Raw genomic sequence first — 22,521 nt, 5'->3', positions numbered from 1 at the left:
AGCGATGCGATCCTTATCCTTGATTCATACCGCCGAAAACATTACTTTTGCCGGCTATCGTCAGGAGAATATTATGAGCCATAACCTTGCCGTGCTGTCCCAGGAAGAGAAAGACAAGATCAATGTCGATTTAGCGGCAGCGGGCGTGGCGTTCAAAGAGCGCTATAACATGCCGGTCGTTGCCGAGATGGTGGCGCAGGAGCAGCCCGAAGCGCTGCGTGACTGGTTTCGTCAGCGTCTGATGCAATATCGCCAGGCGTCACTCAGCCTGTCGCGCCTTCCTTATGAACCGAAGATGAAGCAATGATGTTCCGCGTTATCGATACCGAAACCTGCGGTCTGCAGGGCGGCGTGGTGGAAGTCGCGTCCGTGGATGTGGTCAATGGTCAGATTGTGAACCCAATGAGCGACCTCACCCTGCCCGACCGCCCTATCAGCCGTCAGGCGATGGCGGTGCATCGCATTACCGAAGCGATGGTCGCCGGTAAACCGACCATTGAAGAGGCGATCCCGCGCTATTACGGCAGTGCTTTCTACGTGGCGCATAACGCCAGCTTTGACCGCCGGATGCTGCCGGAAATGTACGGTGAATGGATCTGCACCATGCAGCTGGCGCGCCAGCTCTGGCCGGGCATTAAATATGGCAACCAGGCACTGCGTCATTCGCTGAAGCTGGATGTGACGCCGCCCGCTGACCTGCATGCGCACCGCGCGCTCTATGACTGCTATGTCACGGCGGCGCTGCTGATTCGGATTATGGAGGTCTCCGGCTGGGGTGCTTCCGAGATGATTGTGCGTTCACAACCGGCGGCCCAGCGCGACGACATTCTGCCGTTCGGTAAATATCGCGGCCAGGCCATTGCGGTGATTGCAAGGAAGGATCCGGGCTACCTGAAGTGGGTGCTGAATAATGTCAGCGATCTGCGCCCGCCATTGCGGCAGGCGCTGAATAAATACCTGTCGGAGTCTCAGTAATCCTGAGCGGGCGGCAGGGTGCCCTGCGCCAGTCCCAGCAGGAAGGTGTATTCCATCGCGATACCCTCGTAGGCTTTGTAACGCCCCGACTTGCCGCCGTGACCGGAATCCATATCGGTGCAGAGCAGCAGCAGGTTGTTATCCGTTTTCAGCGATCTCAGCTTCGCCACCCACTTGGCCGGTTCCCAGTACTGCACCTGTGAGTCGTGCAGGCCGGTGGTGACCAGCAGGTGTGGATACGCTTTCGCCTCAATGTTGTCATAGGGGCTGTACTGGCGGATGTAGTGGTAGTACTCAGGATCGTTGGGGTTGCCCCACTCGTCATACTCACCGGTCGTCAGCGGAATCGACTCATCCAGCATGGTGGTGACCACATCCACAAACGGCACCTGCGCCACCACGCCGTGGAACCGCTGAGGCGCCAGATTAATCACGCCGCCCATCAGCAGGCCGCCTGCACTGCCGCCCATCGCATAGAGCCGTTCCGGGTGGCCGATGCCGCGCGCCACCAGCGCATCCGTGACATCAATAAAGTCGGTGAAGCTGTTCATTTTGTTGAGCAGGCGACCGCCGTCATACCATTGCTGTCCCAGCTCACCGCCGCCGCGCACCTGTATCAGCGCATAGACAAAGCCGCGATCCAGCAGGCTCAGACGGCTGACGCTGAAATCGGCATCCATGCTGCTGCCGTAGGCGCCATACCCATAGACCAGCATCGGGTTCTGACCGGGCTGATAATGTTTGCGGTGATAGACCAGCGACACCGGTACTTCGGTGCCATCGCTGACTTTGATCCAGTGATGCTCGCTTTTGTAATCTTCCGCGTTAAAGCCTTTAACCTGGCTCTGCTTCAGAATGCGGCGTTCGCCGGTATCCATATCCAGTTCAAACAGCGTGGTCGGCGTGGTCATCGACGAATAGCCGTAGCGCAGTTTGCTGGTGCGCGGCGTCGGATTGTACGCCAGCCAGGTTACATAGGTCGGATCGTCAAAGGCGATGCCGCTGGTCTCGCCGCTGGCCCAGTTAATCTGTCGCAGGCTGGTTAAGCCGCGCTGGCGCTCCTCAACCACCAGCCAGTCGCGGAACAGCTGGAAATCCTCCATAACCACCTGTTCCCGTGCCGGGATCAGCGTTTCCCAGCGAGTCTCATCCAGATAGCGACTGCGATACAGCCCGAAGTTTTTGCCTTCGCGATTGGAGCGAATGAAGAACTGATGATCGTAATGGTCGATGCTGTATTCATGATCGCGACGGCGCGGCAGAAAGACATGTGGCTGTGCATCGGGGAAGTTCGCATCGATCAGCTGAATTTCGCTGGTGTTGGTGCTGTAGAGCGCAATCATGATGAACTGCTTGGAGGTGCTCTTGTGCACGCTGAGATGATAGGTGTCATCCTGCTCTTCGTAGACGAGCTTGTCTTCCGACTGCGGCATACCCAGTTCATGTCGCCACACCTGATACGAGAGCAGCGTCTGCGGATGTTTCTGCACATAGTAGATCGTACGGGAGTCGTTGCCCCAGGCGAAGCTCGATGAGGCGTTACTCAGCACTTCAGGATACCAGCTGCCACTCTCCAGGTTGCGGAACCGGATGCCGTACTGGCGTCGCGACAGGAAATCTTCGGCCAGCGCCATGACCCGGTTATCGGGGCTGATGTGCAGCGCGCCCATCGTGTAAAAATCGCTGTGCGAGGCGCGCTGGTTGGCATCCAGCAGCAGACTCCACTCGCCAGACTCCTCGCTTGCTGCCGGTTGCCGGTAATAGGCCGGATATTCGTTACCGCTCTGATAGCGGCTCTGATAGCGGTAACCGTTTTTCACATAGGGCACAGAGTGATCTTCCGGCGGCAGCCGATCGATAATCTCTTTTAATACCCGGTCCTGCAGCGGCTGCTGCGATGACATGATTTTTTTGCCGTAATTGTTTTCGGCACGCAGGTAATCAAGGACTTCGCTGTTTTCACGTTTGTCGTCGCGCAGCCAGTAATAATCGTCAACGCGCGTCTCGCCGTGCAGCGTCATCTCATGGGGAATTTTTTTTGCGATGGGTGCTTTCATCCATCCGTCTCCATCAACGTAATGATCTGTAAGCGTAACACTTCGGCAGCCGGAAGCCAGGTATGACGAGAGAAGCTGCCGCTGGCCAATCACTTCGTGTGACCAGCCAGCGGACTTCAGCCAGGATTAACCGGCAGGCAGACGGGATTTTTCAGCCTCAAGATCCTGCTGGATGCCGTCACGGACATCCTGAGGAATTTTCAGCGCGTCGCCCAGCGCGGAGAGATAGCTGCGTTCCATAAAGTGATCGACGTCGATAGCAGTACAGCTCAGGAAGTAAAGCTCCAGCGCCTCTTCCTCATTTTTCACATCGGCGGCCAGCCACTGCGGGTCCAGCGGACGGTTCATCGCTTTCTGAATCAGCTGTTCTGCTTCCTCGCCGTAACCGGACTGATAAATATTCTGCTCAATGGCTGCCCGCTCCTGATCGTCGATGTGCCCGTCACTTTTAGCGGCAAACACCAGCGCCGTGACCAGACGTTCAGCGCGCTGGTCTATGGGCGTCTGAGCCACGCCAAAGTCAGGTTCATTCTGGTGCGCTTCGCTGACCCGCTGCTTATATTTGTTCCACAGCACCGCACCAGCGGCCGCGCCACCACCAATAATCAGCGCTTTGCCGCCATATCTGGTCAGCAGTTTGCGTGAAGACTTACTGGAGACCAGCATGGCGGCCAGACCGCCCAGCGCACCCGGTGCCAGCATGTCACTTAAGCCGCCGCCCGATTTGCCTTCACCGCCCTTCTTTGCCAATACCGACTGAATCTGTTGCAACCAGTTATTCATCATTCACTCCTTTCAGGATGTCAGCCCGCTATCCTGACCAAAAGCTTGTCAGGAAACGTCAGAGCGGGAAAAGTACGGCAAAAAGCAGTGTCAGATGGACGAAAGATGAGAACGCAAACGTTTTCGTTTATACTTGCGCGCGAATTTTGACTGCTTAGGTGAATGTATGACGACTCTCGGAACAGCGCTGCGTCCGGCGGCGACGCGTGTAATGCTATTGGGTTCAGGTGAACTGGGTAAAGAGGTGGCGCTGGAGTGTCAGCGTCTGGGTGTGGAAGTGATTGCGGTGGATCGTTACGCCGATGCCCCGGCGATGCATGTCGCCCATCGCAGCCATGTGATCAATATGCTGGATGGAGCAGCGCTGGCTGCGCTGATTGCCGAAGAGAAGCCTGATTTTGTGGTGCCGGAAATTGAAGCCATCGCCACGGATACGCTGGTTGAGCTGGAGCAGCAGGGCCAGCGCGTGGTTCCGACCGCCCGTGCCGCAAAGCTGACCATGAACCGCGAAGGCATTCGCCGCCTGGCGGCTGAAGAGTTGTCACTGCCCACTTCACGCTATCGCTTTGCCGACAGCAAAGCGCGTTTCGATGAAGCCGCGACCGAAATCGGCTTCCCGTGCATTGTAAAGCCGGTGATGAGTTCATCCGGCAAAGGCCAGAGCTTTATCCGCGACGACAGCCAGCTGGAGAAAGCCTGGGACTATGCCCAACAGGGTGGCCGCGCCGGTGCCGGTCGCGTCATCGTCGAAGGCGTTGTTAACTTCGATTTTGAGATCACCCTGCTGACCATCAGCGCCGTCGATGGCATTCACTTCTGTGCGCCGATTGGTCACCGACAGGAGGATGGCGACTATCGTGAATCCTGGCAGCCGCAGCAGATGAGTGACCTGGCGCTGCAGCGGGCGCAGGATGTTGCCGCGCAGGTGGTGAAGGCGCTGGGCGGTTATGGCCTGTTTGGCGTTGAGCTGTTTGTCTGCGGTGATGAGGTGGTGTTCAGTGAAGTGTCGCCACGTCCCCACGACACCGGCATGGTGACGCTGATTTCACAGGATCTGTCAGAGTTTGCGCTGCACGTGCGGGCGTTCCTGGGTCTGCCGATTGGCGGGATTCGTCAGTATGGTCCATCGGCATCTGCCGTTATCCTGCCGCAACTGACCAGCCAGAATGTGCAGTTTGTGAATGTCGAAGCCGCACTGGGGGCCGGTCTGCAACTGCGGCTGTTCGGCAAGCCGGAGATCAGCGGGCAGCGTCGTCTGGGCGTCGCGCTGGCCAGCGGTGACAGCACCACGCAGGCGATTGCGCGTGCAGTTGCCAGCGCAGCGGCGGTTACGGTTCAGGGGTAAAGGTGTGCGGTGAGCAGACGCTCACCGCCATTACTTACTTCGCGCCTTCGACAGCTTCGCGAGCCAGGCGGGTGATGCGATCCCAGTCGCCCGCTTCCAGCGCATCGTTAGGCACCAGCCAGGAGCCGCCGATGCATAGCACGCTTTTTAGCGCCAGATAGTCACGGTAGTTGGCCGGAGAGATGCCGCCGGTCGGACAGAAACGCACCTGCGGGAAAGGTCCGCCAATCGCCTGCAGCGCTTTCACGCCGCCATTTGCTTCTGCCGGGAAAAATTTAAATTCGCGCAGACCATAGTCCATACCGGTCATCAACTCAGAAACCGTGCTGATTCCCGGAATCAATGGAACCGGGCCTTCAACCGCCGCTTTCAGCAGCGATTCCGTGACGCCAGGGCTGATAACAAACTGTGCACCGGCATCGGTCACTTCCTGTAACTGCTGCGGATTAATCACTGTGCCCGCACCAACAATCGCATCCGGCACTTCTTTGATCATCGCACGCAGTGCATCCATCGCTACGGGCGTGCGCAGCGTGACTTCCAGCACTCTGACACCGCCTGCCACCAGCGCTTTCGCCATCGGCACAGCATGTTCCAGTTTATTCACCACGATGACCGGCACCACAGGTCCGGTGGTCAGAATCTGTTCAGCACTCGTTTTCCAGTTTTTCATCAGTTCCCCTTGCTTGATAACACCGGGATTGTGGCCCGGTCATGGAGCATCGGCTCCTGCCCTGTAAATTGCGTCACTACCATACATGATTCGCTTCCTGAGCGTCTATCCTCCTGCGCCCATTTTGAAACGGCAGTTCAGTTTTATTCGTATCCGCTGGCCCGGTTTAAAGGCGAAAAAAAAGCCCGCGTGGCGGGCTTCATCATCACTTCAGTTATTCAAACTCGTTCCACGAGCGACCATCGCGGGTGATCATCGCCACCGAGGCCACCGGGCCCCAGGTGCCAGCCTGATACGGCTTGGAAGAGTCACCATCTGCCGCCCATGCGTTGATAATCGAATCAACATAGGTCCATGCGGCTTCAACTTCATCGCGACGCACAAACAGCGCCTGGATACCGCGCATGCTCTCCAGCAGCAGACGCTCATAAGCATCGGCAAGGTGCGACTGGTTGAACGTCTCGGAGTAGCTCAGATCCAGTTTGGTGGTCTGCAGCTTGTGCTTGTGATCGAGGCCTGGCACTTTATTCAGGATCTCGATATCCACGCCCTCGTCCGGCTGCAGACGAATGGTCAGCTTGTTCTGCGGCAGCTCTGAGTAGGAATCTTTGAACAGGTTCATCTCAGGGTTTTTAAAATAGACCACCACTTCGGAACATTTGGTCGGTAAACGCTTACCGGTACGCAGGTAGAACGGCACGCCTGCCCAGCGCCAGTTGTCGATATCGACACGAATCGCGACGAAAGTCTCCGTAGCGCTCGTTTTATTGGCCCCCTCTTCTTCCAGGTAGCCTGGCACTTTTTTACCCTGCACAAAGCCCGCAGTGTACTGACCGCGAACGGTTTTCTCACGCACGTTGGTCTGGTCGATGCGGCGCAGCGAGCGCAGCACTTTAACTTTTTCGTCACGGATGCTGTCGGCACTGAGATCGGACGGCGGCGACATGGCGATCATGGTCAGAATCTGCAACAGGTGGTTCTGAATCATGTCACGCATCTGACCCGCTTTATCGAAGTAACCCCAGCGGCCTTCAATACCTACCTCTTCGGCCACCGTGATCTGCACGTGGTCGATAGTGCGGTTATCCCAGTTATTCACGAAGATAGAGTTCGCAAAGCGCAGCGCCAACAGATTGAGCACGGTCTCTTTGCCGAGATAGTGGTCGATACGGAATACCTGGCTCTCATCGAAGTATTCACCAACGCTGTCGTTGATCTCCTGCGAGGTTTCCAGTGAGGTACCGAGCGGCTTCTCCATCACCACGCGCGCCGGTTTCGCATTCAGCTTCGCGGTGCCCAGTCCCTGACAGATCGCGCCAAAGGTGCTCGGCGGCATTGCAAAGTAGTTAATGGTGGTGCGGTTTTTCTGGTCCAGCATCTTGCCCAGTTTCGGGAAGTGCGTGGTGTCGTTAACATCGAGGTTACAGAAGTCGAGACGATTGCTGAGTTTGTCCCACAGCGCTTCGTCAATCTTCTCCTTCATGAAGGTTTCCAGCGCTTCACGTACCACTTTGGTGTATTCCGCTTTGTCCCACTCGGCACGGCCGACACCAATAATGCGGGTTTCCTCGTGGATCTGACCCGCTTTCTCTAACTGGTACAGTGAAGGCAACAGTTTACGGCGTGCAAGATCGCCTTTGGCACCGAAAATCACCAGATCGCATGCCTGGGCTATTTGTGTTACCGCCATTTTCCTCTCCTCGTTGCAGGATAGTCCGGTGGTGATGCATCCTCTGCCACCGGGTCCAGGTTATTATTTTCTTTCAGCACAATGTACTTTTTTCCCCGCGCCAGGTAAACCGACTCGCCGGGTCAACCGCATTAACTCTGTACCGGATGCGCTGCGCGCGTGTGATGACACGTGCGGATTGCCGGTTTTTTCTGTGTCTGCTGGTGTCAGGAAATCTGGCACCGGTCAAAGTATCCCAAAAAAAAGCGCCATCGGCTTGTCCGCCGTTGCGCCTGTCGGCCGCTGACGCGATATAGTCTCTGTTAATCGGCGCTGACGACAGTGATAATTGAAATTGATAAAAGCGATAATGGTCATCGGCTTATGAATATGCTGGAAAAAATTGAGGCGCAGTTCGCTGCGCTGAGCAAAGCGGAACAGAAAGTCGCCCGCCAGATTCTGGCTGCACCCCAGGCAGCGATACACTCCAGCATTGCGACGCTGGCAGGTGTTGCCGGCGTGAGTGAACCCACCGTAAACCGCTTCTGCCATCGACTGGGCGCACGCGGCTTTCCCGACTTTAAGCTGCTGCTGGCGCAGAGCCTGGTGAAAAGCAGCAGCTGGGTCAGCCGGGGTGTGGAGGATGACGACAGTGTGGAGGACTACAGCCACAAGATCTTCGACTCGGCGCTGGCTGGACTGCAGCGGGTGCGCGATCAGCTAAACAGCACGCAGCTGCAACAGGCCGTCACCCTGCTTGCGCAGGCCGACAAACTCGCCTTTTTCGGGCTGGGGGCATCCGCCGTCGTGGCGCATGACGCCTTTACCAAATTTCTGCGCTTTAATCTGCCGGTCATCTGGTCGGACGATATTGTGATCCAGCGCATGAGTTGCATAAATAGTCGAGCCGGTGACGTTTTTGTTCTCATTTCACATACTGGACGCACAAAAAATATGGTAGAACTGGCTCGTCTGGCCCGTGTAAACGGTTCCACCGTTATTGCCATCACCTCTCCCGATTCACCCCTTGCCCATGAAGCAGCGACAGCTTTAGTGCTTGATGTACCGGAAGATACGGATGTCTATTTGCCGATGGTGTCGCGCCTGGCGCAGTTAACCGTGATCGATGTGCTGGCGACCGGTTTTACCCTGGAACGGGGTGCCCCCTTCCGGGAAAACCTGAAACGCGTGAAAGAAGCGTTGAAAGCGTCGCGTTATGAAAAGAACACCCTTCGTAAAGAGAGTGATCAGTAAAAAAATTAACATCGCATTTACAATGTGAGTCGTATCACAACCCGTCGATCATATAGAATAGATAACCATGCTGTGTCCACAGACCCGGACACGCTTAAATGTTTACGGAGTCCCCGATGTCAAGACGTCTCAGAAGAACCAAAATCGTAACAACCCTCGGCCCGGCCACCGATCGTGATAATAACCTCGAAAAAATCATCGCTGCCGGTGCGAACGTTGTACGACTCAACTTCTCTCACGGCACGCCAGAAGACCATCAGCTACGTGCCGATAAAGTGCGTGAAATTGCCGCAAAACTGGGCCGCCACGTGGCTATCCTCGGTGACCTCCAGGGCCCAAAAATTCGTGTTTCGACCTTCAAAGAAGGCAAAGTTTTCCTGAATATCGGCGACCGTTTTCTGCTGGATGCCAGCCTGGGTAAAGGCGAAGGCGATAAAGAGCGCGTTGGTATCGACTACAAAGGTCTGCCTGAAGATGTGGTGCCGGGCGATATCCTGCTGCTGGATGATGGCCGTGTGCAGCTGAAGGTGCTGGAAGTTCAGAACACGAAAGTTTTCACCGAAGTCACTGTCGGTGGCCCGCTGTCGAACAATAAAGGCATTAACAAGCTGGGCGGCGGCCTGTCAGCTGAAGCGCTGACCGAAAAAGACAAGGCAGACATTATCACCGCCGCTAAGATCCGCGTCGATTATCTGGCCGTCTCCTTCCCACGTTGTGGCGAAGATATGAACCTGGCGCGTCGTCTGGCGCGTGAAGCGGGTTGTGACGCTAAGCTGGTCGCTAAAGTGGAACGTGCCGAAGCGGTTGCCAGCCAGGAAGCGATGGATGACATCATTCTGGCATCAGACGTGGTGATGGTAGCGCGTGGCGACCTGGGCGTTGAGATTGGCGATCCCGAACTGGTCGGCATTCAGAAAGCATTAATTCGTCGTGCCCGTCAGCTTAACCGCACCATCATTACGGCGACGCAGATGATGGAGTCGATGATTACTAACCCGATGCCAACCCGCGCAGAAGTCATGGACGTGGCTAACGCCGTGCTGGATGGCACCGATGCTGTGATGCTCTCTGCAGAAACCGCAGCGGGTCAGTATCCGGCAGAAACCGTCTCAGCGATGGCGAAGGTCTGCCTGGGCGCGGAGAAGATCCCAAGCGTCAACGTCTCCAAACACCGTCTGGATGTGCAGTTCGACAACGTCGAAGAAGCAATCGCCATGTCTTCCATGTACGCCGCAAACCATCTGCAGGGCGTTACTGCGATCATCACCATGACCGAGTCGGGACGTACTCCGCTGATGACCTCACGTATCACGTCGGGCCTGCCGATCTTTGCGATGTCTCGCCATGAACGTACGCTGAACCTCACTGCACTCTATCGCGGTGTGACGCCAGTGTTCTTCGACAGTAACAACGACGGTGTTGCGGCCGCACACGACGCGGTTAATCTGCTGCGCGATAAAGGTTTCCTGGTTTCAGGCGATCTGGTCATCGTGACCCAGGGTGATGTGATGGGCGCCACCGGCACCACCAACACGACCCGCGTGCTGCGCGTGGATTAATTGCGCCCGCGTTTACATTGTCGGTGTAGAATCAACGACGCGACTGCCTGGCAGTCGCGTTTTTCTTTTCTGACAAGGAGGCAAGATGCCCCGTTTCCAGCCCATCAGCCAGCTTACCGGCCGAATTTTACTTTTTCCTCTGGCGTTAGTCCTGTTCGAGTTTGCTACCTATATCGCTCATGACATGATCCAGCCCGGCATGCTGATCGTCACCAGCGAGTTCTCCGTTGGCCCGGAATGGGTTTCTACGTCGCTGACCGCTTACCTGATTGGTGGCGTGGTTCTGCAATGGCTGCTGGGTCCACTCTCTGATAAGTTTGGCCGGCGACCGGTGATGCTCTCCGGCATTCTGTTTTTTGCCGTCGCCTGCCTACTGACCAACTGGGTCAGCTCGATTGAAGAGTTTGTTGGCCTGCGTTTTATCCAGGGTATCAGCCTCTGCTTTATCGGCGCGGTCGGCTATGCCGCCATTCAGGAAACCTTTGATGAGGCGCTGGCGGTGCGCATGATGGCGCTGATGGCTAACGTCGCGCTGCTGGCCCCGCTGGCAGGTCCGCTTGCCGGCGCCGCCTGGCTCACCGTGGGCAGCTGGCGCAGTATGTTCTGGCTGTTTGCCGCCTGCAGTCTGGTCGCGTTTGTGGTGTTGTGGCGTGTGATGCCCGAAACCGCAGGCGACCGAAGTCACTCCATCTCCCTGCCGAATCTGGCGCGTAACTATGGCCGACTGATGAAAGACCGGCTGGTGATGTTTGGGTCTTTTGCTATCGGGCTGGTGTTTATTCCGATCCTCACCTGGGTTGCGCTGTCACCGGTGATCCTGATGCATGACGAAGGTCTGTCTCGCATGCAGTATGCCCTGCTGCAGCTGCCGGTTTTTCTGGCGATGATTGCCGGTAATCTGACGCTGAGTAAGCTGGCCGGACGGGTGCCGATTGAACAGCCGGTAAAGTTCGCCGCCTGGCCGATTCTGATTGGCCTGAGTCTGGCGCTGGTAGCAAGCCTGATGAACAGCCACGGTTATCTGCTCATCACGGCGGGCCTGAGCCTCTACGCCTTTGGCGCGGGGATGGTGAATGCCGGACTTTATCGTCTGACGCTCTACGCCAGCGATGAAGGCAAAGGCAGCGTGGCGGCCATGCTGGGGATGATCAGTATTCTGACGCTGGCGGTGGGAATTGAGCTGGCGAAAAGTGGCTACTTCAGCGGCGGCACGTTGTGGTTCTGTCTGATTAACTTTATCAGTGGCGTGCTGTGGTTTGGTCTCGTGACCCTGTTTATGCGCGAGCGCAAACGTCGCAGCAGGCTGGAAGCGTTATAACAAAGCTACGTAATCGTCTGCGCTGAGCATGCCACGGATGGCGGTTTGCGTCTTTGGCAGGGGGTATGCTTCCTGAGTCAGCGCTTTTATTCACTCATAAAAGGCTGCGAAAGCGGCCTTTTATTATCACTTAATCGCTGGATCTGAGTGAATCTGAAAGCGGCAAATAAACTTAAAGCGCAGGGAACACGGGCAGAGGAGGAAAGCGTCCCGCGCCACGGATGGCGCGGGCCGAGCGGCCAGGGATGGCTTAAGCGCCTTTCCGATCTGACCGTGTTCCCTAAGCATTTTCGAACTTACCGCTAACCAAACCCGACGTACCAAAAAGGCCGCTCTCGCGGCCTTTCTGCTACTTGCGCGGATAAAGCTCTTTGCGCGAATAGGGTTCGATGTCACCCTCTTTACGGGTCTTCAGCAGCTTGAGGATCCACGTGTACTGCTCGGGATGCGGGCGAACAAACATCTCCACCTCTTCATTCATCCGGCGAGCCAGTTGGTGATCGTCGGCCTGCAGCAGATCGTCCATCGGCGGACGCACATAAATCTCAAGCTTATGCGTTTCACTGTTATAGACCGGGAACAGTGGCACCACGCGGGCTCGGCACACCTTCATCAGCCGGCCTACCGCAGGCAATGTCGCTTTATAGGTAGCGAAAAAATCGACAAATTCGCTGTGCTCGGCACCGTGATCCTGATCGGGCAGATAGTAGCCCCAGTAACCCTGACGTACTGAACTGATAAACGGCTTAATCCCGTCGTTGCGGGCATGCATCCGGCCGCCATAGCGACGACGGGCCGTGTTCCAGGCGTAGTCCAGCAGCGGGTCGCTCTGATTGTGGAACATGGCCGCCATCTTCTGGCCTTCTGACGCCAGCAGCATGGCAGGAATATCCACCGCCCAGCCGTGTGGCACCAGGAAAATCACATTCTGCTGCTCAGCTTTCATCTGGTCGATGATTTCACGACCATGCCACTCAACGCGCTGCCGGATGCGAGCAGGATCGCGCAGCACCAGCTCGGTCATCATTGTCATCGCCTGCGGCGCTGTCGCAAACATCTCATCGACCAGCGTGGCACGCTGCTCTTCACTGAGTTCCGGCAGGCAATAATAGAGATTAATCAGCGCGCGGCGACGTGCGCCCTTTGCCAGCTTACCGGCAAACCGGCCTAACCGGCCCAGCAGCGGATCGCGCACTTTCGGCGGTAAATACGCCAGACCCGCCAGCGCACCTATTGCCAGCCAGCTGCCCCAGTACTTAGGTTTGAGAAAAGAACGTTCAAAAACGGGAATAAATTCAATGTTATTTTTTTTACGGGTTTCCATGCACTCGCCTCAAGCAATGACCGGCTTATGATAGTGACGACCTGAAAATTTGCAATCATCCTGCGCCAGATAGCAAAAAACCGACGGAGAAGCCGTCGGTTTTTGCGCGATTTGACGAAATTCTCTTACTTCAGACCCAGCTGAGGTAGCCAGGATTTAACCTGTGCCATGTAGTCGCTGCGATCTTTGCCGGTCAGACCTTCCATGCGCGGCAGCTTCGCCGTTAATGGGTTAACCGCCTGGTTATTGATCCAGATTTCGAAATGCAGATGCGGTCCGGTGGAGCGCCCGGTGTTGCCGGACAGTCCAATACGGTCGCCACGTTTCACTTTCTGACCTGGCTTCACCAGCACTTTCTTCATGTGCATATAGCGTGTCATATACTGACGGCCATGACGGATAGCGACGTAGTTACCGGCGGCACCGCCGTTTTTCGCTACCACGATCTCACCATCACCCACTGCGAGCACCGGCGTACCGATTGGCAGCGCAAAGTCGACGCCTTTGTGCGGCGCAATGCGGCCCGTTACCGGGTTAAGACGACGCGGATTAAAGTTGGAAGAGACACGATACTGCTTAACCGTCGGGAAGCGCATAAAGCCGCGTGCCAGACCGGAGCCGCTGCGATCGTAGAACTTGCCATCTTCCGCGCGGAATGCGTAATAATCTTTACCGCCGCTGCGCAGGCGCACGCCCAGCAACTGACTCTGGGCACTCTTGCCATCCAGCATTTCACGTGACATCAGCACGCTGAACTGGTCGCCAGCACGCAGCTTACGGAAGTCCATCTGCCACTGCATCGCTTTAATCACGGCGCTGGCTTCAGCCCCGCTCAACCCCGCCCGCATGGCGCTGGCGGCGAAACTGCCGCGCACTTCGCCCTGCATCACGCTGTTGCGCCATTCGCCCTTCTGCATCTCCGCATCCATCTTAAAGCCACCGGCTGGGGTGCGCTCATAGGTGCGGGTTTCACGACGGGAAATTTCCCAGCTCAGGGTTTTCAGGCCACCATCATCATCCAGCGTCCAGCTCAGCTGCTGACCGACCTGCAGATTACGCAGATCGCGATCGCTCACCACCAGCGCATTGATATCACTGATGTCGATGCCATACTGATTCAGGGCACTGCTCAGGGTATCGCCGGATGAAACAGTGTAGTCATGCACCCCTGCCGTTTCGGGCACGTCGGTGTCGACATCATCCGCAGGCAGCTCTTCGTCCGGTTCCGGTGTGCTCTGATCGATCGGCTCACTGGCTTCCGGCAACAGCGTGCGGAGCGTGTTCTTATCCAGTTCAATGTTTTTAACGATGGGCGTCACATCATCCGTCGGATGATAAACGTAAGGCCGCCAGACAGCGACGGCCAGAGTGACTACAGTTAACGATCCCAGCATTACGCGGTGGGGGCGCGGCAAATTATTAAATGCGAGGGCGACAGAGCGGGCTATCTGCTGCACTTTTACCTATTCCTCATGCTCCATTCAGGCAGCTTTCATACTGGCTCGACAGTTGTGAGAGGAATTTCACATAGCTGTCTTTGGCTAAGCTGATGTCCGTGCCCAGGGGATCAAGCGTGCCTTTACGCACCTGTGTTCCGCGGGAGACAGCATCGATGACTGCTGGTCTGAATTGTGGCTCAGCAAAGACGCAGACCGCCTTTTGCTCAACCAACTGTGTTCGTATCTGGTGTAAACGCTGAGCGCCCGGTTGAATTTCAGGATTGACGGTAAAATGCCCGGCGGGCGAGAGACCGTAGTGCTTTTCAAAGTACGTGTAAGCGTCGTGAAAAACGAAATATCCTTTATTTCTGACCGGAGCAAGTTGTGCCCTAACGCGTTTGTCCGTGTCTGCCAAAGCTACCTCAAACTGCTGGAGGTTGGCGTCAAGTTTGGCCTTATCTTGCGGCATAAGTTCCAATAATTTTCCATGGATTGCAACCGCGGTTTTGCGCGCAATCTCTGGCGACAACCACAGGTGCATATTAAACTCGCCGTGATGGTGATGATGCGCTTCAGCATCCTGATCTTCGGATTTTTCCACTGCGTGTTCATCTTCATCTTCACCACCGCTAATCAATAACGGTTTTACGCCGTCGATGTTCTTAATCGCAAGGTTTTTTTGAGCCGGAAGTTCAGCCGCCGACTTTGCCATAAAGGCTTCCATTTCTGGCCCAACCCAGACAACTAAGTCCGCGTTTTTTAAGCGTTTTGCATCAGATGGCCGCAAGGCATAGTCGTGTTCGGACGCGCCGTCCGGCAGCAACACCTCAACCGGTGTAACGCCATCAGCAATCGCTGCGGCGATAAAACCTACCGGTTTGAGTGAAGCCACGACATTCGCCTGGGCAGGAAGGGTTAACAAAGCTGAAACAGATAAAGCAGTCAGGGCGAAAATTGAGCCCTTATTATTATGTAACATATTGCGTCATTCCATCGTGACCATGAGGTGGAATGTGATATTATAACATTCGAAATTCTGTGCAACCTGTAAATACTATGACCTCACTTGTCACACTCGATAACGTTTCGATAAAATTTAACCAGCGCAATGTGTTATCAGGCGTCAGTCTGGCGTTGCAGCCTGGTCGAATCCTCACCCTGTTGGGTCCCAACGGTGCCGGAAAATCAACACTGGTGCGTGTGGTGCTCGGCCTGCTCGCCCCCACAACTGGTTCGGTTCAGCGTGATTCTGCTCTGCGTATCGGCTACGTGCCACAGAAGCTGTACATCGACCCCACCCTGCCGGTCACGGTTGAGCGTTTTATGCGTCTGACACGTGGCAGCAAACACGTGGAAATTATGCCGGCCCTGAAACGTGTGCAGGCGGGCCATCTGCTCAACTCCCCGTTGCAAAAGCTTTCCGGCGGTGAAACTCAGCGCGTGCTGCTTGCGCGCGCCCTGCTGAATCAGCCTCAGTTGCTGGTGCTGGATGAGCCGACACAGGGTGTGGATGTGAACGGTCAGGTTGCGCTTTATGACCTGATCAATCAGTTACGGGTTGAGATGAACTGCGGTGTGCTGATGGTTTCCCACGATCTGCATCTGGTGATGGCGAAAACCGATGAGGTGTTGTGCCTCAATCATCACATCTGCTGTTCCGGCACGCCGGAAGCCGTCTCGCAGCATCCCGAATTCATCGCGATGTTTGGCCCGCGCGGTGCGCAGGAGCTGGCGATCTACCGTCATCACCATAATCATCTTCACGACCTTCAGGGACGTATCGTTTTACGCAAAGGACAGGGTTCATCATGATTGAGTTGTTATTACCGGGCTGGATAGGCGGTGTGATGTTAGCGCTGGCTGCCGGTCCGCTGGGTTCTTTCGTCGTCTGGCGTAAGATGTCCTACTTTGGCGATACCCTGGCGCACGCGTCTCTGCTCGGCGTAGCCTTTGGCCTGCTGCTGAACGTGAACCCCTACTACGCAGTGATTCTGGTGACGGTCTGTCTGGCGCTGGGACTGGTCTGGCTGGAGCGGCGTCCGCATCTGGCTATCGATACCCTGCTGGGCATTATGGCGCACAGCGCGCTGTCGCTGGGCCTGGTTGTCGTCAGCCTGATGAAGAACGTGCGAGTCGATCTGATGGCGTATCTGTTTGGCGACCTGCTGGCGGTTACGCCAGACGATCTCTGGATGATGGGTGGCGGCGTGGTGATTGTGCTGCTGGTGATGGCGTGGCAGTGGCGTTCGCTGCTGTCAATGACCATCAGCCCGGAACTGGCGCAGGTGGATGGCGTGAATATCCAGCGTACAAGGCTGATTCTGATGCTGGTCACGGCGCTGACGATTGGCGTGGCGATGAAGTTTGTGGGTGCGCTGATCATCACTTCACTGCTGATTATTCCGGCTGCCACCGCACGTCGTTTTGTGCGCTCGCCGGAAGGCATGGCTGCCGTCGCGGTGGTCATCGGCGTGATCGCCGTCACCGGCGGTCTCACCTTCTCCGCGTTTTACGACACGCCTGCCGGGCCGTCAGTAGTGCTCTGCGCCGCCATTCTGTTTATCTTCAGCATGGTGCGCAAACCGGCTGTGTAGTTACTCTTCGCGCGTAATGCCGAAGTGACGATAAGCATGCTGCGTGGCCAGACGGCCACGCGGTGTGCGCTGAATAAAACCCTGCTGAATCAGGAAGGGTTCAATCACATCTTCGATGGTCTCACGCTCTTCACCAATCGCGGCAGCCAGGTTATCCAGCCCCACCGGCCCACCCATGAACTTGTCGATGATCGCCAGCAGCAATTTACGGTCCATATAATCGAACCCTTCACTGTCGACGTTAAGCATATCCAGGGCGCTGCAGGAGACCTCACCGCTCATTTCACCATTGGCCCGCACCTCTGCGAAGTCACGCACGCGGCGCAGCAGGCGGTTAGCGATACGCGGAGTGCCGCGTGCGCGACGGGCGATTTCTAATGCTCCTTCGTCACTCAGTGCCAGGCCCAGACAGGCGGCACTGCGTCCTACGATGTGCTGCAAATCTTTAACCTGATAGAACTCCAGACGCTGCACAATGCCAAAGCGATCGCGCAGCGGCGAGGTCAGCGAGCCTGCACGCGTGGTGGCGCCAATCAGGGTAAACGGCGGCAGATCGAGCTTAATCGAACGCGCCGCCGGGCCTTCACCGATCATGATATCCAGCTGATAGTCTTCCATCGCCGGATAGAGCACCTCTTCCACCACCGGTGACAGGCGATGGATCTCATCGATAAACAGCACGTCATGCGGTTCAAGGTTGGTGAGCATCGCCGCCAGATCGCCTGCCTTCTCCAGCACCGGACCCGAGGTAGTGCGCAGGTTTACGCCCATCTCGTTGGCCACGATGTTCGCCAGCGTGGTTTTACCCAGACCTGGCGGACCGAAGATCAGCAGATGATCCAGCGCATCGCCGCGCAGCTGTGCGGCCTTGATGAAAATCTCCATCTGCTCCCGCACCTGCGGCTGACCGACATACTCGGTGAGCATCTTCGGGCGAATGGCGCGGTCGATTATCTCTTCTTCGTTAATGCTGGCAGCGGAGACCAGGCGGTCGGCTTCTATCATGACTTACCTCAAATGGCGGCGCGGAGCGCTTCGCGGATCAGGGTTTCACAATCCACATCCGGTCGGCCAACTTTACTGATCATACGGCTCGCTTCCTGCGGTTTATAACCCAGTGATACCAGCGCTGCAACCGCTTCGGATTCCGCATCGTTGGTTTCCGGCTCGGCGCTCGGCGTGGTAAGCGTAAAGGCCGAATCGCCGCCAAACAGGTCGCCGTGCATCCCTTTAAAGCGGTCTTTCATCTCGACAACCAGACGCTCAGCGGTCTTTTTACCCACGCCAGGCAGTTTCACCAGTGACGCAATCTCTTCTTTTTCTACCGCCGTTACAAACTGCTGCGCCGACATGCCGGAGAGGATCGCCAGCGCCAGCTTGGGGCCGACGCCATTCACTTTAATCAGTTCTCGAAACAGTGCGCGCTCCTGCTTGCTGTTAAAACCAAACAGCAGCTGAGCATCTTCACGCACGACAAAGTGGGTAAAAATCACCGCTTCGTGCTGAAGTTCAGGCAATTCATAAAAACAGGTCATGGGCATGTGAATTTCATAGCCTACGCCGTGTGCCTCAAGCAGCACCAGTGGCGGCTGCTTTTCCAGAATGTTGCCCCGTAAACGACCTATCACCTGAATGCTTCCTTAACTAACGAATGTGGCGGATTTTATAACATAAAAAAGGCTGGATGAATATCCAGCCTGAGCGTGTGTTCTGTGCGATGCCTTAACCTGAGCGCAAACGTCCACGCGTCAGCACCAGCTTGCTGTCACTCATGCGCGCGGCGTTCTGAGCCACGTGACAGTGAGTAATGGCTATCGCCAGCGCATCGGCGGCGTCCGCCTGCGGATTTGCCGGCAGTTTCAGCAGGGTTCGCACCATATGCTGCACCTGACTTTTCTCAGCGCTGCCGATGCCCACTACCGTCTGTTTCACCTGACGGGCGGCATACTCAAACACCGGCAGATCGTGGTTTACCGCAGCAACGATCGCGGCACCCCGCGCCTGGCCGAGCTTTAGCGCGGAGTCGGCATTCTTCGCCATAAACACCTGCTCGATAGCGAAGAAATCGGGTGAAAACTGCGTGATGATTTCGCACACGCCCGCATAAATCAGCTTAAGGCGGGCGGGCAACTCGGTGGTATTGGTGCGGATACAGCCGCTGCCCAGATAGGTGAGCTGGCGACCGGTCTGACGAATAACACCATAACCGGTGATGCGTGAGCCGGGATCGATACCCAGAATAATCGACATTACGCCTCTCCGGTTAACGCTGTGACGGTAAACGTCATTACAGCGTTTCCGCCACCTCGTCGGAGATCTCACCGTTGTGATAAACCTCCTGCACGTCATCACAATCTTCCAGCATGTCGATCAGACGCAGCAGTTTTGGTGCGGTTTCCGCATCCATTTCCGCTTTGGTCGTCGGGATCATTGCCACTTCTGCGGTATCCGCTTTCAGGCCAGCGGCTTCCAGTGCGTCACGCACGGTGCCCATCTCTTCCCATGCGGTAAAGACATCAATCGCGCCGTCGTCATAGGTGACGATGTCTTCGCCGCCCGCTTCCAGTGCGGCTTCCATCACCGCGTCTTCATCCTGACCTGGTGCGAAGGAGATAACGCCTTTTTTGTTAAACAGGTAAGCCACGGAGCCGTCGGTACCAAGGTTGCCGCCGGTTTTGGTGAAGGCGTGACGCACTTCGCCCACGGTACGGTTACGGTTATCACTCAGGCATTCAATCATGATGGCTGAGCCGCCAGGACCGTAACCTTCATAAATGATGGTTTCCATGTTGGCGTTGTCATCGCCGCCCACACCGCGTGCGATAGCGCGATCCATGGTGTCACGGGTCATGTTGTTTGCCAGCGCTTTATCCATCGCTGCACGCAGACGCGGGTTGGAACCCGGATCGCCGCCGCCCAGCTTGGCCGCTGTCACCAGTTCACGAATGATTTTGGTAAAGATTTTACCGCGCTTAGCATCCTGCGCCGCCTTACGGTGTTTGGTGTTTGCCCACTTACTGTGTCCTGCCATGATAACTTTTCTCCGATCTTTTACAGGGTGCAGACTCTCCTGGCTGCGAGCTTATTTACCGTCGGTGCTCAGCCTGGCGAGTGACAACCTGACTGCCCTGAGAGCCGAGCGTTGCGCATCATCCTCACATAGCGGTGTACGCAGGTGACGTCGCGCTGACGGTGAACAATTTCGTGGCGAGGATGACGCCTGACTGTTCAATAGGTTGGTGTAGTCCTGCTAGAACTCACCAGATTCATAAAATTTAATCTATCCGCCGCCGGAATACCGGGCGATGGCGAGCATTCAGATAAATTCTTCAATTGCCTGGCGGTTACTCCATGATCGGGTTAATGCTGCAGCGTCAGCGGGTGCCAGCCAGCGAAACGCCAGATGCTCGGTCAGCGTGATATCACGCTCTTCCGGCAGTTGCAGACGAAACCAGTGCTCGTGATTATGGGTGACGCCCGGTGCATAGCGATGGCGAAAATGGGGAAAGATTTCAAAGTCAATCTGACGCTGACAATCTTCTATTTCCAGCCGCTCAGCCAGCACGTCAATGCCGACCTCTTCGTTCACCTCACGACATGCGGTTGCCAGCGGTGACTCTCCCGCTTCCAGGCTGCCGGTCACCGACTGCCAGAACGCGGGATCGTCACGCCGCTGCAGCATCAGCACCCGGCCACTATCGCGCGCCGAAATGACGACCAGCACTGAAACCGGGTGTTTATAGCCCATTATTTATTCTCAGGCTTTTCTTTTTTAACCACCTGAATACCGAGCTCCAGCAGAGAAGCCGGGTTCGCTTCGCCTGGCGCTTCGGTCATCATGCAGGCTGCCGCCGTGGTTTTCGGGAACGCGATAACGTCACGAATATTGTCGGTGCCGGTCAGCAGCATGGTCAGGCGATCGAGACCAAAAGCCAGGCCCGCATGCGGTGGTGTACCAAACTTCAGCGCATCCAGCAGGAAGCCAAACTTCTCACGCTGCTCATGCTCTTCAATACCCAGAATGCTGAACACCGTCTGCTGCATTTTGCCGTTGTGGATACGCACTGAACCGCCGCCCACTTCATAACCGTTGATCACCATGTCATAGGCATTCGCCACGGCACGGGTTGGATCGGCCGCCAGCTCTTCTGCGCTCATCTCTTTTGGCGCAGTAAACGGATGGTGCATTGCAGCCAGACCGCCTTCCTCGTCCTCTTCGAACATCGGGAAGTCGATCACCCACAGCGGTGCCCAGGCTTTCTCATCGGTGATGTTTAGCTCGCGGCCCGCTTTCAGGCGCAGCGCACCCAGTGCGTCAGCGACCACTTTGGCGCGGTCGGCACCAAAGAAGATGATATCGCCATCCTGTGCGCCGGTACGGCTCAGAATGCTTTCAACGATCTCAGCATTCAGGAACTTGGCAACCGGGCTCTGAACGCCTTCCAGACCATCGGCACGGACGTTAACCTTCATCCATGCAAGGCCTTTCGCGCCGTAAATCTCCACGAACTTGCCATATTCATCAATCTGCTTACGGCTCAGCTGGGCACCGGTCGGTACGCGCAGCGCGGCAACACGGCCTTTTTCATCGTTGGCCGGGCCAGAGAAGACCTGGAATTCCACGTTTTTCAGCAGGTCGCCAACGTCCACCAGCTCCATCGGGTTACGCAGATCGGGCTTATCGGAACCGTAACGATGCATCGCTTCCGCGAAGGTCATCTGCGGGAACTCACCGAGATCAACGCCCTTCACGTCCTGCCACAGATTGCGGATTAAACGCTCCATAATTTCACGCACCTGTGGCGCGGTCATAAAGGAGGTTTCTACGTCGATTTGGGTAAATTCTGGCTGGCGATCGGCACGTAAATCTTCATCGCGGAAGCATTTTACGATCTGATAGTAGCGGTCAAAGCCGGACATCATCAGCAGCTGTTTGAACAGCTGTGGTGACTGCGGCAACGCATAGAATTTGCCTTTGTGAACCCGGCTTGGCACCAGATAGTCACGTGCGCCTTCTGGCGTCGCCTTGGTCAGCATCGGGGTTTCGATATCCAGGAACCCTTCGTCATCCATAAAGCGACGGACAAAGCTGGTGATTTTTGCGCGGGTTTTCAGACGCGTCACCATCTCAGGGCGACGCAAATCCAGATAGCGGTATTTCAGGCGTGCTTCTTCGCTGTTGGTCTGATTTGAGTCCAGCGGCAGTGGCTCAGAGCGGTTGATGATGGTCAGCGCCTGGGCAAACACTTCGACTTCGCCAGTCGCCATGTCGCTGTTTTTGTTCTTCTCATCGCGTGCGCGCACGGTACCGGTGATCTGGATGCAGAATTCGTTACGCAGTTCAGAAGCCAGCTTAAATGCGTCCTGACGATCGGGATCAAAGAACACCTGCACGATGCCTTCACGGTCGCGCATGTCGATAAAAATCAAACTGCCCAGATCGCGACGGCGGTTTACCCAGCCGCAAAGCGTGACTTGCTGACCCACATGAGACAGATTGAGCTGTCCGCAATATTCTGTACGCATAACAC

General features: G+C 56.2%; 21 protein-coding genes. 8 read left to right on the top strand and 13 right to left on the bottom strand.

The window, feature by feature from the left end; all coding sequences use genetic code 11:
- The first annotated feature begins 73 nt into the window (after nt 1–73).
- Together QSK07_RS03610 and exoX are read left to right on the top strand one after the other, a co-directional pair.
- Complete coding sequence (locus QSK07_RS03610; protein WP_033733020.1) at nt 74–307, top strand: DNA polymerase III subunit theta; 234 nt, start codon at nt 74–76, stop codon at nt 305–307.
- Nucleotides 307–975 (top strand): exodeoxyribonuclease X, encoded by a 669-nt coding sequence (exoX, locus tag QSK07_RS03605; protein WP_033783311.1) that lies wholly within the window; start codon nt 307–309, stop codon nt 973–975. The genes QSK07_RS03610 and exoX overlap by 1 nt, the downstream gene beginning before the upstream one ends.
- Here the strand turns inward: exoX and QSK07_RS03600 are convergent.
- Together QSK07_RS03600 and QSK07_RS03595 are read right to left on the bottom strand one after the other, a co-directional pair.
- A complete protein-coding gene (locus QSK07_RS03600; RefSeq protein WP_013358157.1) occupies nt 969–3,032 on the bottom strand; it encodes a prolyl oligopeptidase family serine peptidase in 2,064 nt (687 codons plus the stop codon). The genes exoX and QSK07_RS03600 overlap by 7 nt on opposite strands.
- A gap of 126 nt (nt 3,033–3,158) precedes the next feature.
- Nucleotides 3,159–3,815, bottom strand: coding sequence for a tellurite resistance TerB family protein (locus tag QSK07_RS03595; RefSeq protein ID WP_013358158.1), 657 nt, complete (start codon nt 3,813–3,815; stop codon nt 3,159–3,161).
- Nucleotides 3,816–3,981: 166 nt separating this feature from the next.
- Between QSK07_RS03595 and purT the strand changes: the two genes are divergently transcribed.
- Nucleotides 3,982–5,160, top strand: coding sequence for a formate-dependent phosphoribosylglycinamide formyltransferase (gene purT, locus QSK07_RS03590; protein ID WP_013358159.1), 1,179 nt, complete (start codon nt 3,982–3,984; stop codon nt 5,158–5,160).
- 34 nt (nt 5,161–5,194) lie between these two features.
- Here the strand turns inward: purT and QSK07_RS03585 are convergent, their stop codons facing one another.
- Nucleotides 5,195–5,833, bottom strand: a complete 639-nt coding sequence (locus tag QSK07_RS03585; RefSeq protein ID WP_010258674.1) for a bifunctional 4-hydroxy-2-oxoglutarate aldolase/2-dehydro-3-deoxy-phosphogluconate aldolase — start codon at nt 5,831–5,833, stop codon at nt 5,195–5,197.
- Between the two features lie 214 nt (nt 5,834–6,047).
- Nucleotides 6,048–7,523 (bottom strand): glucose-6-phosphate dehydrogenase, encoded by a 1,476-nt coding sequence (zwf, locus tag QSK07_RS03580; protein ID WP_098050290.1) that lies wholly within the window; start codon nt 7,521–7,523, stop codon nt 6,048–6,050.
- 363 nt (nt 7,524–7,886) lie between these two features.
- Here zwf and QSK07_RS03575 point away from each other — a divergent pair, with 363 nt between their 5' ends.
- The 3 genes from QSK07_RS03575 to QSK07_RS03565 all read left to right on the top strand — a co-directional run bounded on the left by QSK07_RS03575 (nt 7,887) and on the right by QSK07_RS03565 (nt 11,633).
- Nucleotides 7,887–8,756 carry a MurR/RpiR family transcriptional regulator gene (locus QSK07_RS03575; protein WP_275222546.1) on the top strand — a complete coding sequence of 290 codons (870 nt, stop codon included), beginning with the start codon at nt 7,887–7,889 and terminating at the stop codon, nt 8,754–8,756.
- A 116-nt stretch (nt 8,757–8,872) separates the two neighbouring features.
- Nucleotides 8,873–10,315, top strand: coding sequence for a pyruvate kinase (gene pyk / locus QSK07_RS03570; RefSeq protein ID WP_098050289.1), 1,443 nt, complete (start codon nt 8,873–8,875; stop codon nt 10,313–10,315).
- 85 nt (nt 10,316–10,400) lie between these two features.
- Complete coding sequence (locus QSK07_RS03565) at nt 10,401–11,633, top strand: MFS transporter (protein WP_098050288.1); 1,233 nt, start codon at nt 10,401–10,403, stop codon at nt 11,631–11,633.
- Nucleotides 11,634–11,982: 349 nt separating this feature from the next.
- On the opposite strand, the gene lpxM is transcribed toward QSK07_RS03565, so the two are convergent.
- From lpxM to znuA, 3 genes are all read right to left on the bottom strand, one after another.
- Entirely contained in the window at nt 11,983–12,957 is a 975-nt protein-coding gene (lpxM, locus tag QSK07_RS03560) for a lauroyl-Kdo(2)-lipid IV(A) myristoyltransferase (protein WP_285720461.1), read from the bottom strand.
- Nucleotides 12,958–13,082: 125 nt separating this feature from the next.
- Nucleotides 13,083–14,414 carry a murein DD-endopeptidase MepM gene (gene mepM / locus QSK07_RS03555; RefSeq protein ID WP_013358166.1) on the bottom strand — a complete coding sequence of 444 codons (1,332 nt, stop codon included), beginning with the start codon at nt 14,412–14,414 and terminating at the stop codon, nt 13,083–13,085.
- Nucleotides 14,415–14,427: 13 nt separating this feature from the next.
- Nucleotides 14,428–15,375, bottom strand: a complete 948-nt coding sequence (gene znuA, locus QSK07_RS03550; protein WP_285720460.1) for a zinc ABC transporter substrate-binding protein ZnuA — start codon at nt 15,373–15,375, stop codon at nt 14,428–14,430.
- A 77-nt stretch (nt 15,376–15,452) separates the two neighbouring features.
- On the opposite strand from znuA, the gene znuC reads away from it, so the two are divergent.
- Both znuC and znuB read left to right on the top strand, forming a co-directional pair.
- Complete coding sequence (gene znuC, locus QSK07_RS03545) at nt 15,453–16,208, top strand: zinc ABC transporter ATP-binding protein ZnuC (protein WP_285720459.1); 756 nt, start codon at nt 15,453–15,455, stop codon at nt 16,206–16,208.
- On the top strand, nt 16,205–16,990 hold the full coding sequence (gene znuB, locus QSK07_RS03540) for a zinc ABC transporter permease subunit ZnuB (protein ID WP_098050283.1): 786 nt from the start codon (nt 16,205–16,207) through the stop codon (nt 16,988–16,990). The genes znuC and znuB overlap by 4 nt, the downstream gene beginning before the upstream one ends.
- Here the strand turns inward: znuB and ruvB are convergent, their stop codons facing one another.
- The 6 genes from ruvB to aspS form a co-directional block, all read right to left on the bottom strand.
- Nucleotides 16,991–17,995 (bottom strand): Holliday junction branch migration DNA helicase RuvB, encoded by a 1,005-nt coding sequence (ruvB, locus tag QSK07_RS03535; RefSeq protein ID WP_275222538.1) that lies wholly within the window; start codon nt 17,993–17,995, stop codon nt 16,991–16,993. It abuts the gene before it with no gap.
- Between the two features lie 8 nt (nt 17,996–18,003).
- On the bottom strand, nt 18,004–18,618 hold the full coding sequence (ruvA, locus tag QSK07_RS03530) for a Holliday junction branch migration protein RuvA (RefSeq protein WP_098050281.1): 615 nt from the start codon (nt 18,616–18,618) through the stop codon (nt 18,004–18,006).
- 94 nt (nt 18,619–18,712) lie between these two features.
- Nucleotides 18,713–19,240, bottom strand: coding sequence for a crossover junction endodeoxyribonuclease RuvC (gene ruvC / locus QSK07_RS03525; RefSeq protein WP_003849205.1), 528 nt, complete (start codon nt 19,238–19,240; stop codon nt 18,713–18,715).
- A gap of 37 nt (nt 19,241–19,277) precedes the next feature.
- The gene (locus QSK07_RS03520; protein ID WP_033732924.1) at nt 19,278–20,021 is read right to left on the bottom strand and encodes a YebC/PmpR family DNA-binding transcriptional regulator; all 744 of its coding nucleotides are present in this window, start codon (nt 20,019–20,021) and stop codon (nt 19,278–19,280) included.
- Between the two features lie 285 nt (nt 20,022–20,306).
- On the bottom strand, nt 20,307–20,738 hold the full coding sequence (gene nudB, locus QSK07_RS03515) for a dihydroneopterin triphosphate diphosphatase (protein WP_285720458.1): 432 nt from the start codon (nt 20,736–20,738) through the stop codon (nt 20,307–20,309).
- A complete protein-coding gene (gene aspS / locus QSK07_RS03510) occupies nt 20,738–22,516 on the bottom strand; it encodes an aspartate--tRNA ligase (RefSeq protein WP_275222534.1) in 1,779 nt (592 codons plus the stop codon). Before aspS ends, nudB begins: the two co-directional genes overlap by 1 nt.
- Nucleotides 22,517–22,521: the final 5 nt, after the last annotated feature.

This window comes from Pantoea sp. QMID4, assembly GCF_030270445.1.
Classification (GTDB): domain Bacteria; phylum Pseudomonadota; class Gammaproteobacteria; order Enterobacterales; family Enterobacteriaceae; genus Pantoea; species Pantoea vagans.
The sequence above is the reverse complement of the archived record's forward strand: the minus strand, read 5'-3'. Positions and strand labels throughout refer to the sequence as shown.

Bases quoted from the DNA above. Each gene is read 5' to 3' on its own strand.
- znuC (WP_285720459.1), top strand. From the start codon at position 15,453: ATGACCTCACTTGTCACACTCGATAACGTTTCGATAAAATTTAACCAG.
- zwf (WP_098050290.1), bottom strand. From the start codon at position 7,523: ATGGCGGTAACACAAATAGCCCAGGCATGCGATCTGGTGATTTTCGGT.
- QSK07_RS03565 (WP_098050288.1), top strand. From the start codon at position 10,401: ATGCCCCGTTTCCAGCCCATCAGCCAGCTTACCGGCCGAATTTTACTT.
- QSK07_RS03600 (WP_013358157.1), bottom strand. From the start codon at position 3,032: ATGAAAGCACCCATCGCAAAAAAAATTCCCCATGAGATGACGCTGCAC.
- QSK07_RS03595 (WP_013358158.1), bottom strand. From the start codon at position 3,815: ATGAATAACTGGTTGCAACAGATTCAGTCGGTATTGGCAAAGAAGGGC.
- QSK07_RS03575 (WP_275222546.1), top strand. From the start codon at position 7,887: ATGAATATGCTGGAAAAAATTGAGGCGCAGTTCGCTGCGCTGAGCAAA.
- ruvC (WP_003849205.1), bottom strand. From the start codon at position 19,240: ATGTCGATTATTCTGGGTATCGATCCCGGCTCACGCATCACCGGTTAT.
- exoX (WP_033783311.1), top strand. From the start codon at position 307: ATGTTCCGCGTTATCGATACCGAAACCTGCGGTCTGCAGGGCGGCGTG.
- ruvB (WP_275222538.1), bottom strand. From the start codon at position 17,995: ATGATAGAAGCCGACCGCCTGGTCTCCGCTGCCAGCATTAACGAAGAA.
- lpxM (WP_285720461.1), bottom strand. From the start codon at position 12,957: ATGGAAACCCGTAAAAAAAATAACATTGAATTTATTCCCGTTTTTGAA.
- pyk (WP_098050289.1), top strand. From the start codon at position 8,873: ATGTCAAGACGTCTCAGAAGAACCAAAATCGTAACAACCCTCGGCCCG.
- aspS (WP_275222534.1), bottom strand. From the start codon at position 22,516: ATGCGTACAGAATATTGCGGACAGCTCAATCTGTCTCATGTGGGTCAG.
- znuA (WP_285720460.1), bottom strand. From the start codon at position 15,375: ATGTTACATAATAATAAGGGCTCAATTTTCGCCCTGACTGCTTTATCT.
- QSK07_RS03585 (WP_010258674.1), bottom strand. From the start codon at position 5,833: ATGAAAAACTGGAAAACGAGTGCTGAACAGATTCTGACCACCGGACCT.
- QSK07_RS03610 (WP_033733020.1), top strand. From the start codon at position 74: ATGAGCCATAACCTTGCCGTGCTGTCCCAGGAAGAGAAAGACAAGATC.
- QSK07_RS03520 (WP_033732924.1), bottom strand. From the start codon at position 20,021: ATGGCAGGACACAGTAAGTGGGCAAACACCAAACACCGTAAGGCGGCG.
- nudB (WP_285720458.1), bottom strand. From the start codon at position 20,738: ATGGGCTATAAACACCCGGTTTCAGTGCTGGTCGTCATTTCGGCGCGC.
- purT (WP_013358159.1), top strand. From the start codon at position 3,982: ATGACGACTCTCGGAACAGCGCTGCGTCCGGCGGCGACGCGTGTAATG.
- znuB (WP_098050283.1), top strand. From the start codon at position 16,205: ATGATTGAGTTGTTATTACCGGGCTGGATAGGCGGTGTGATGTTAGCG.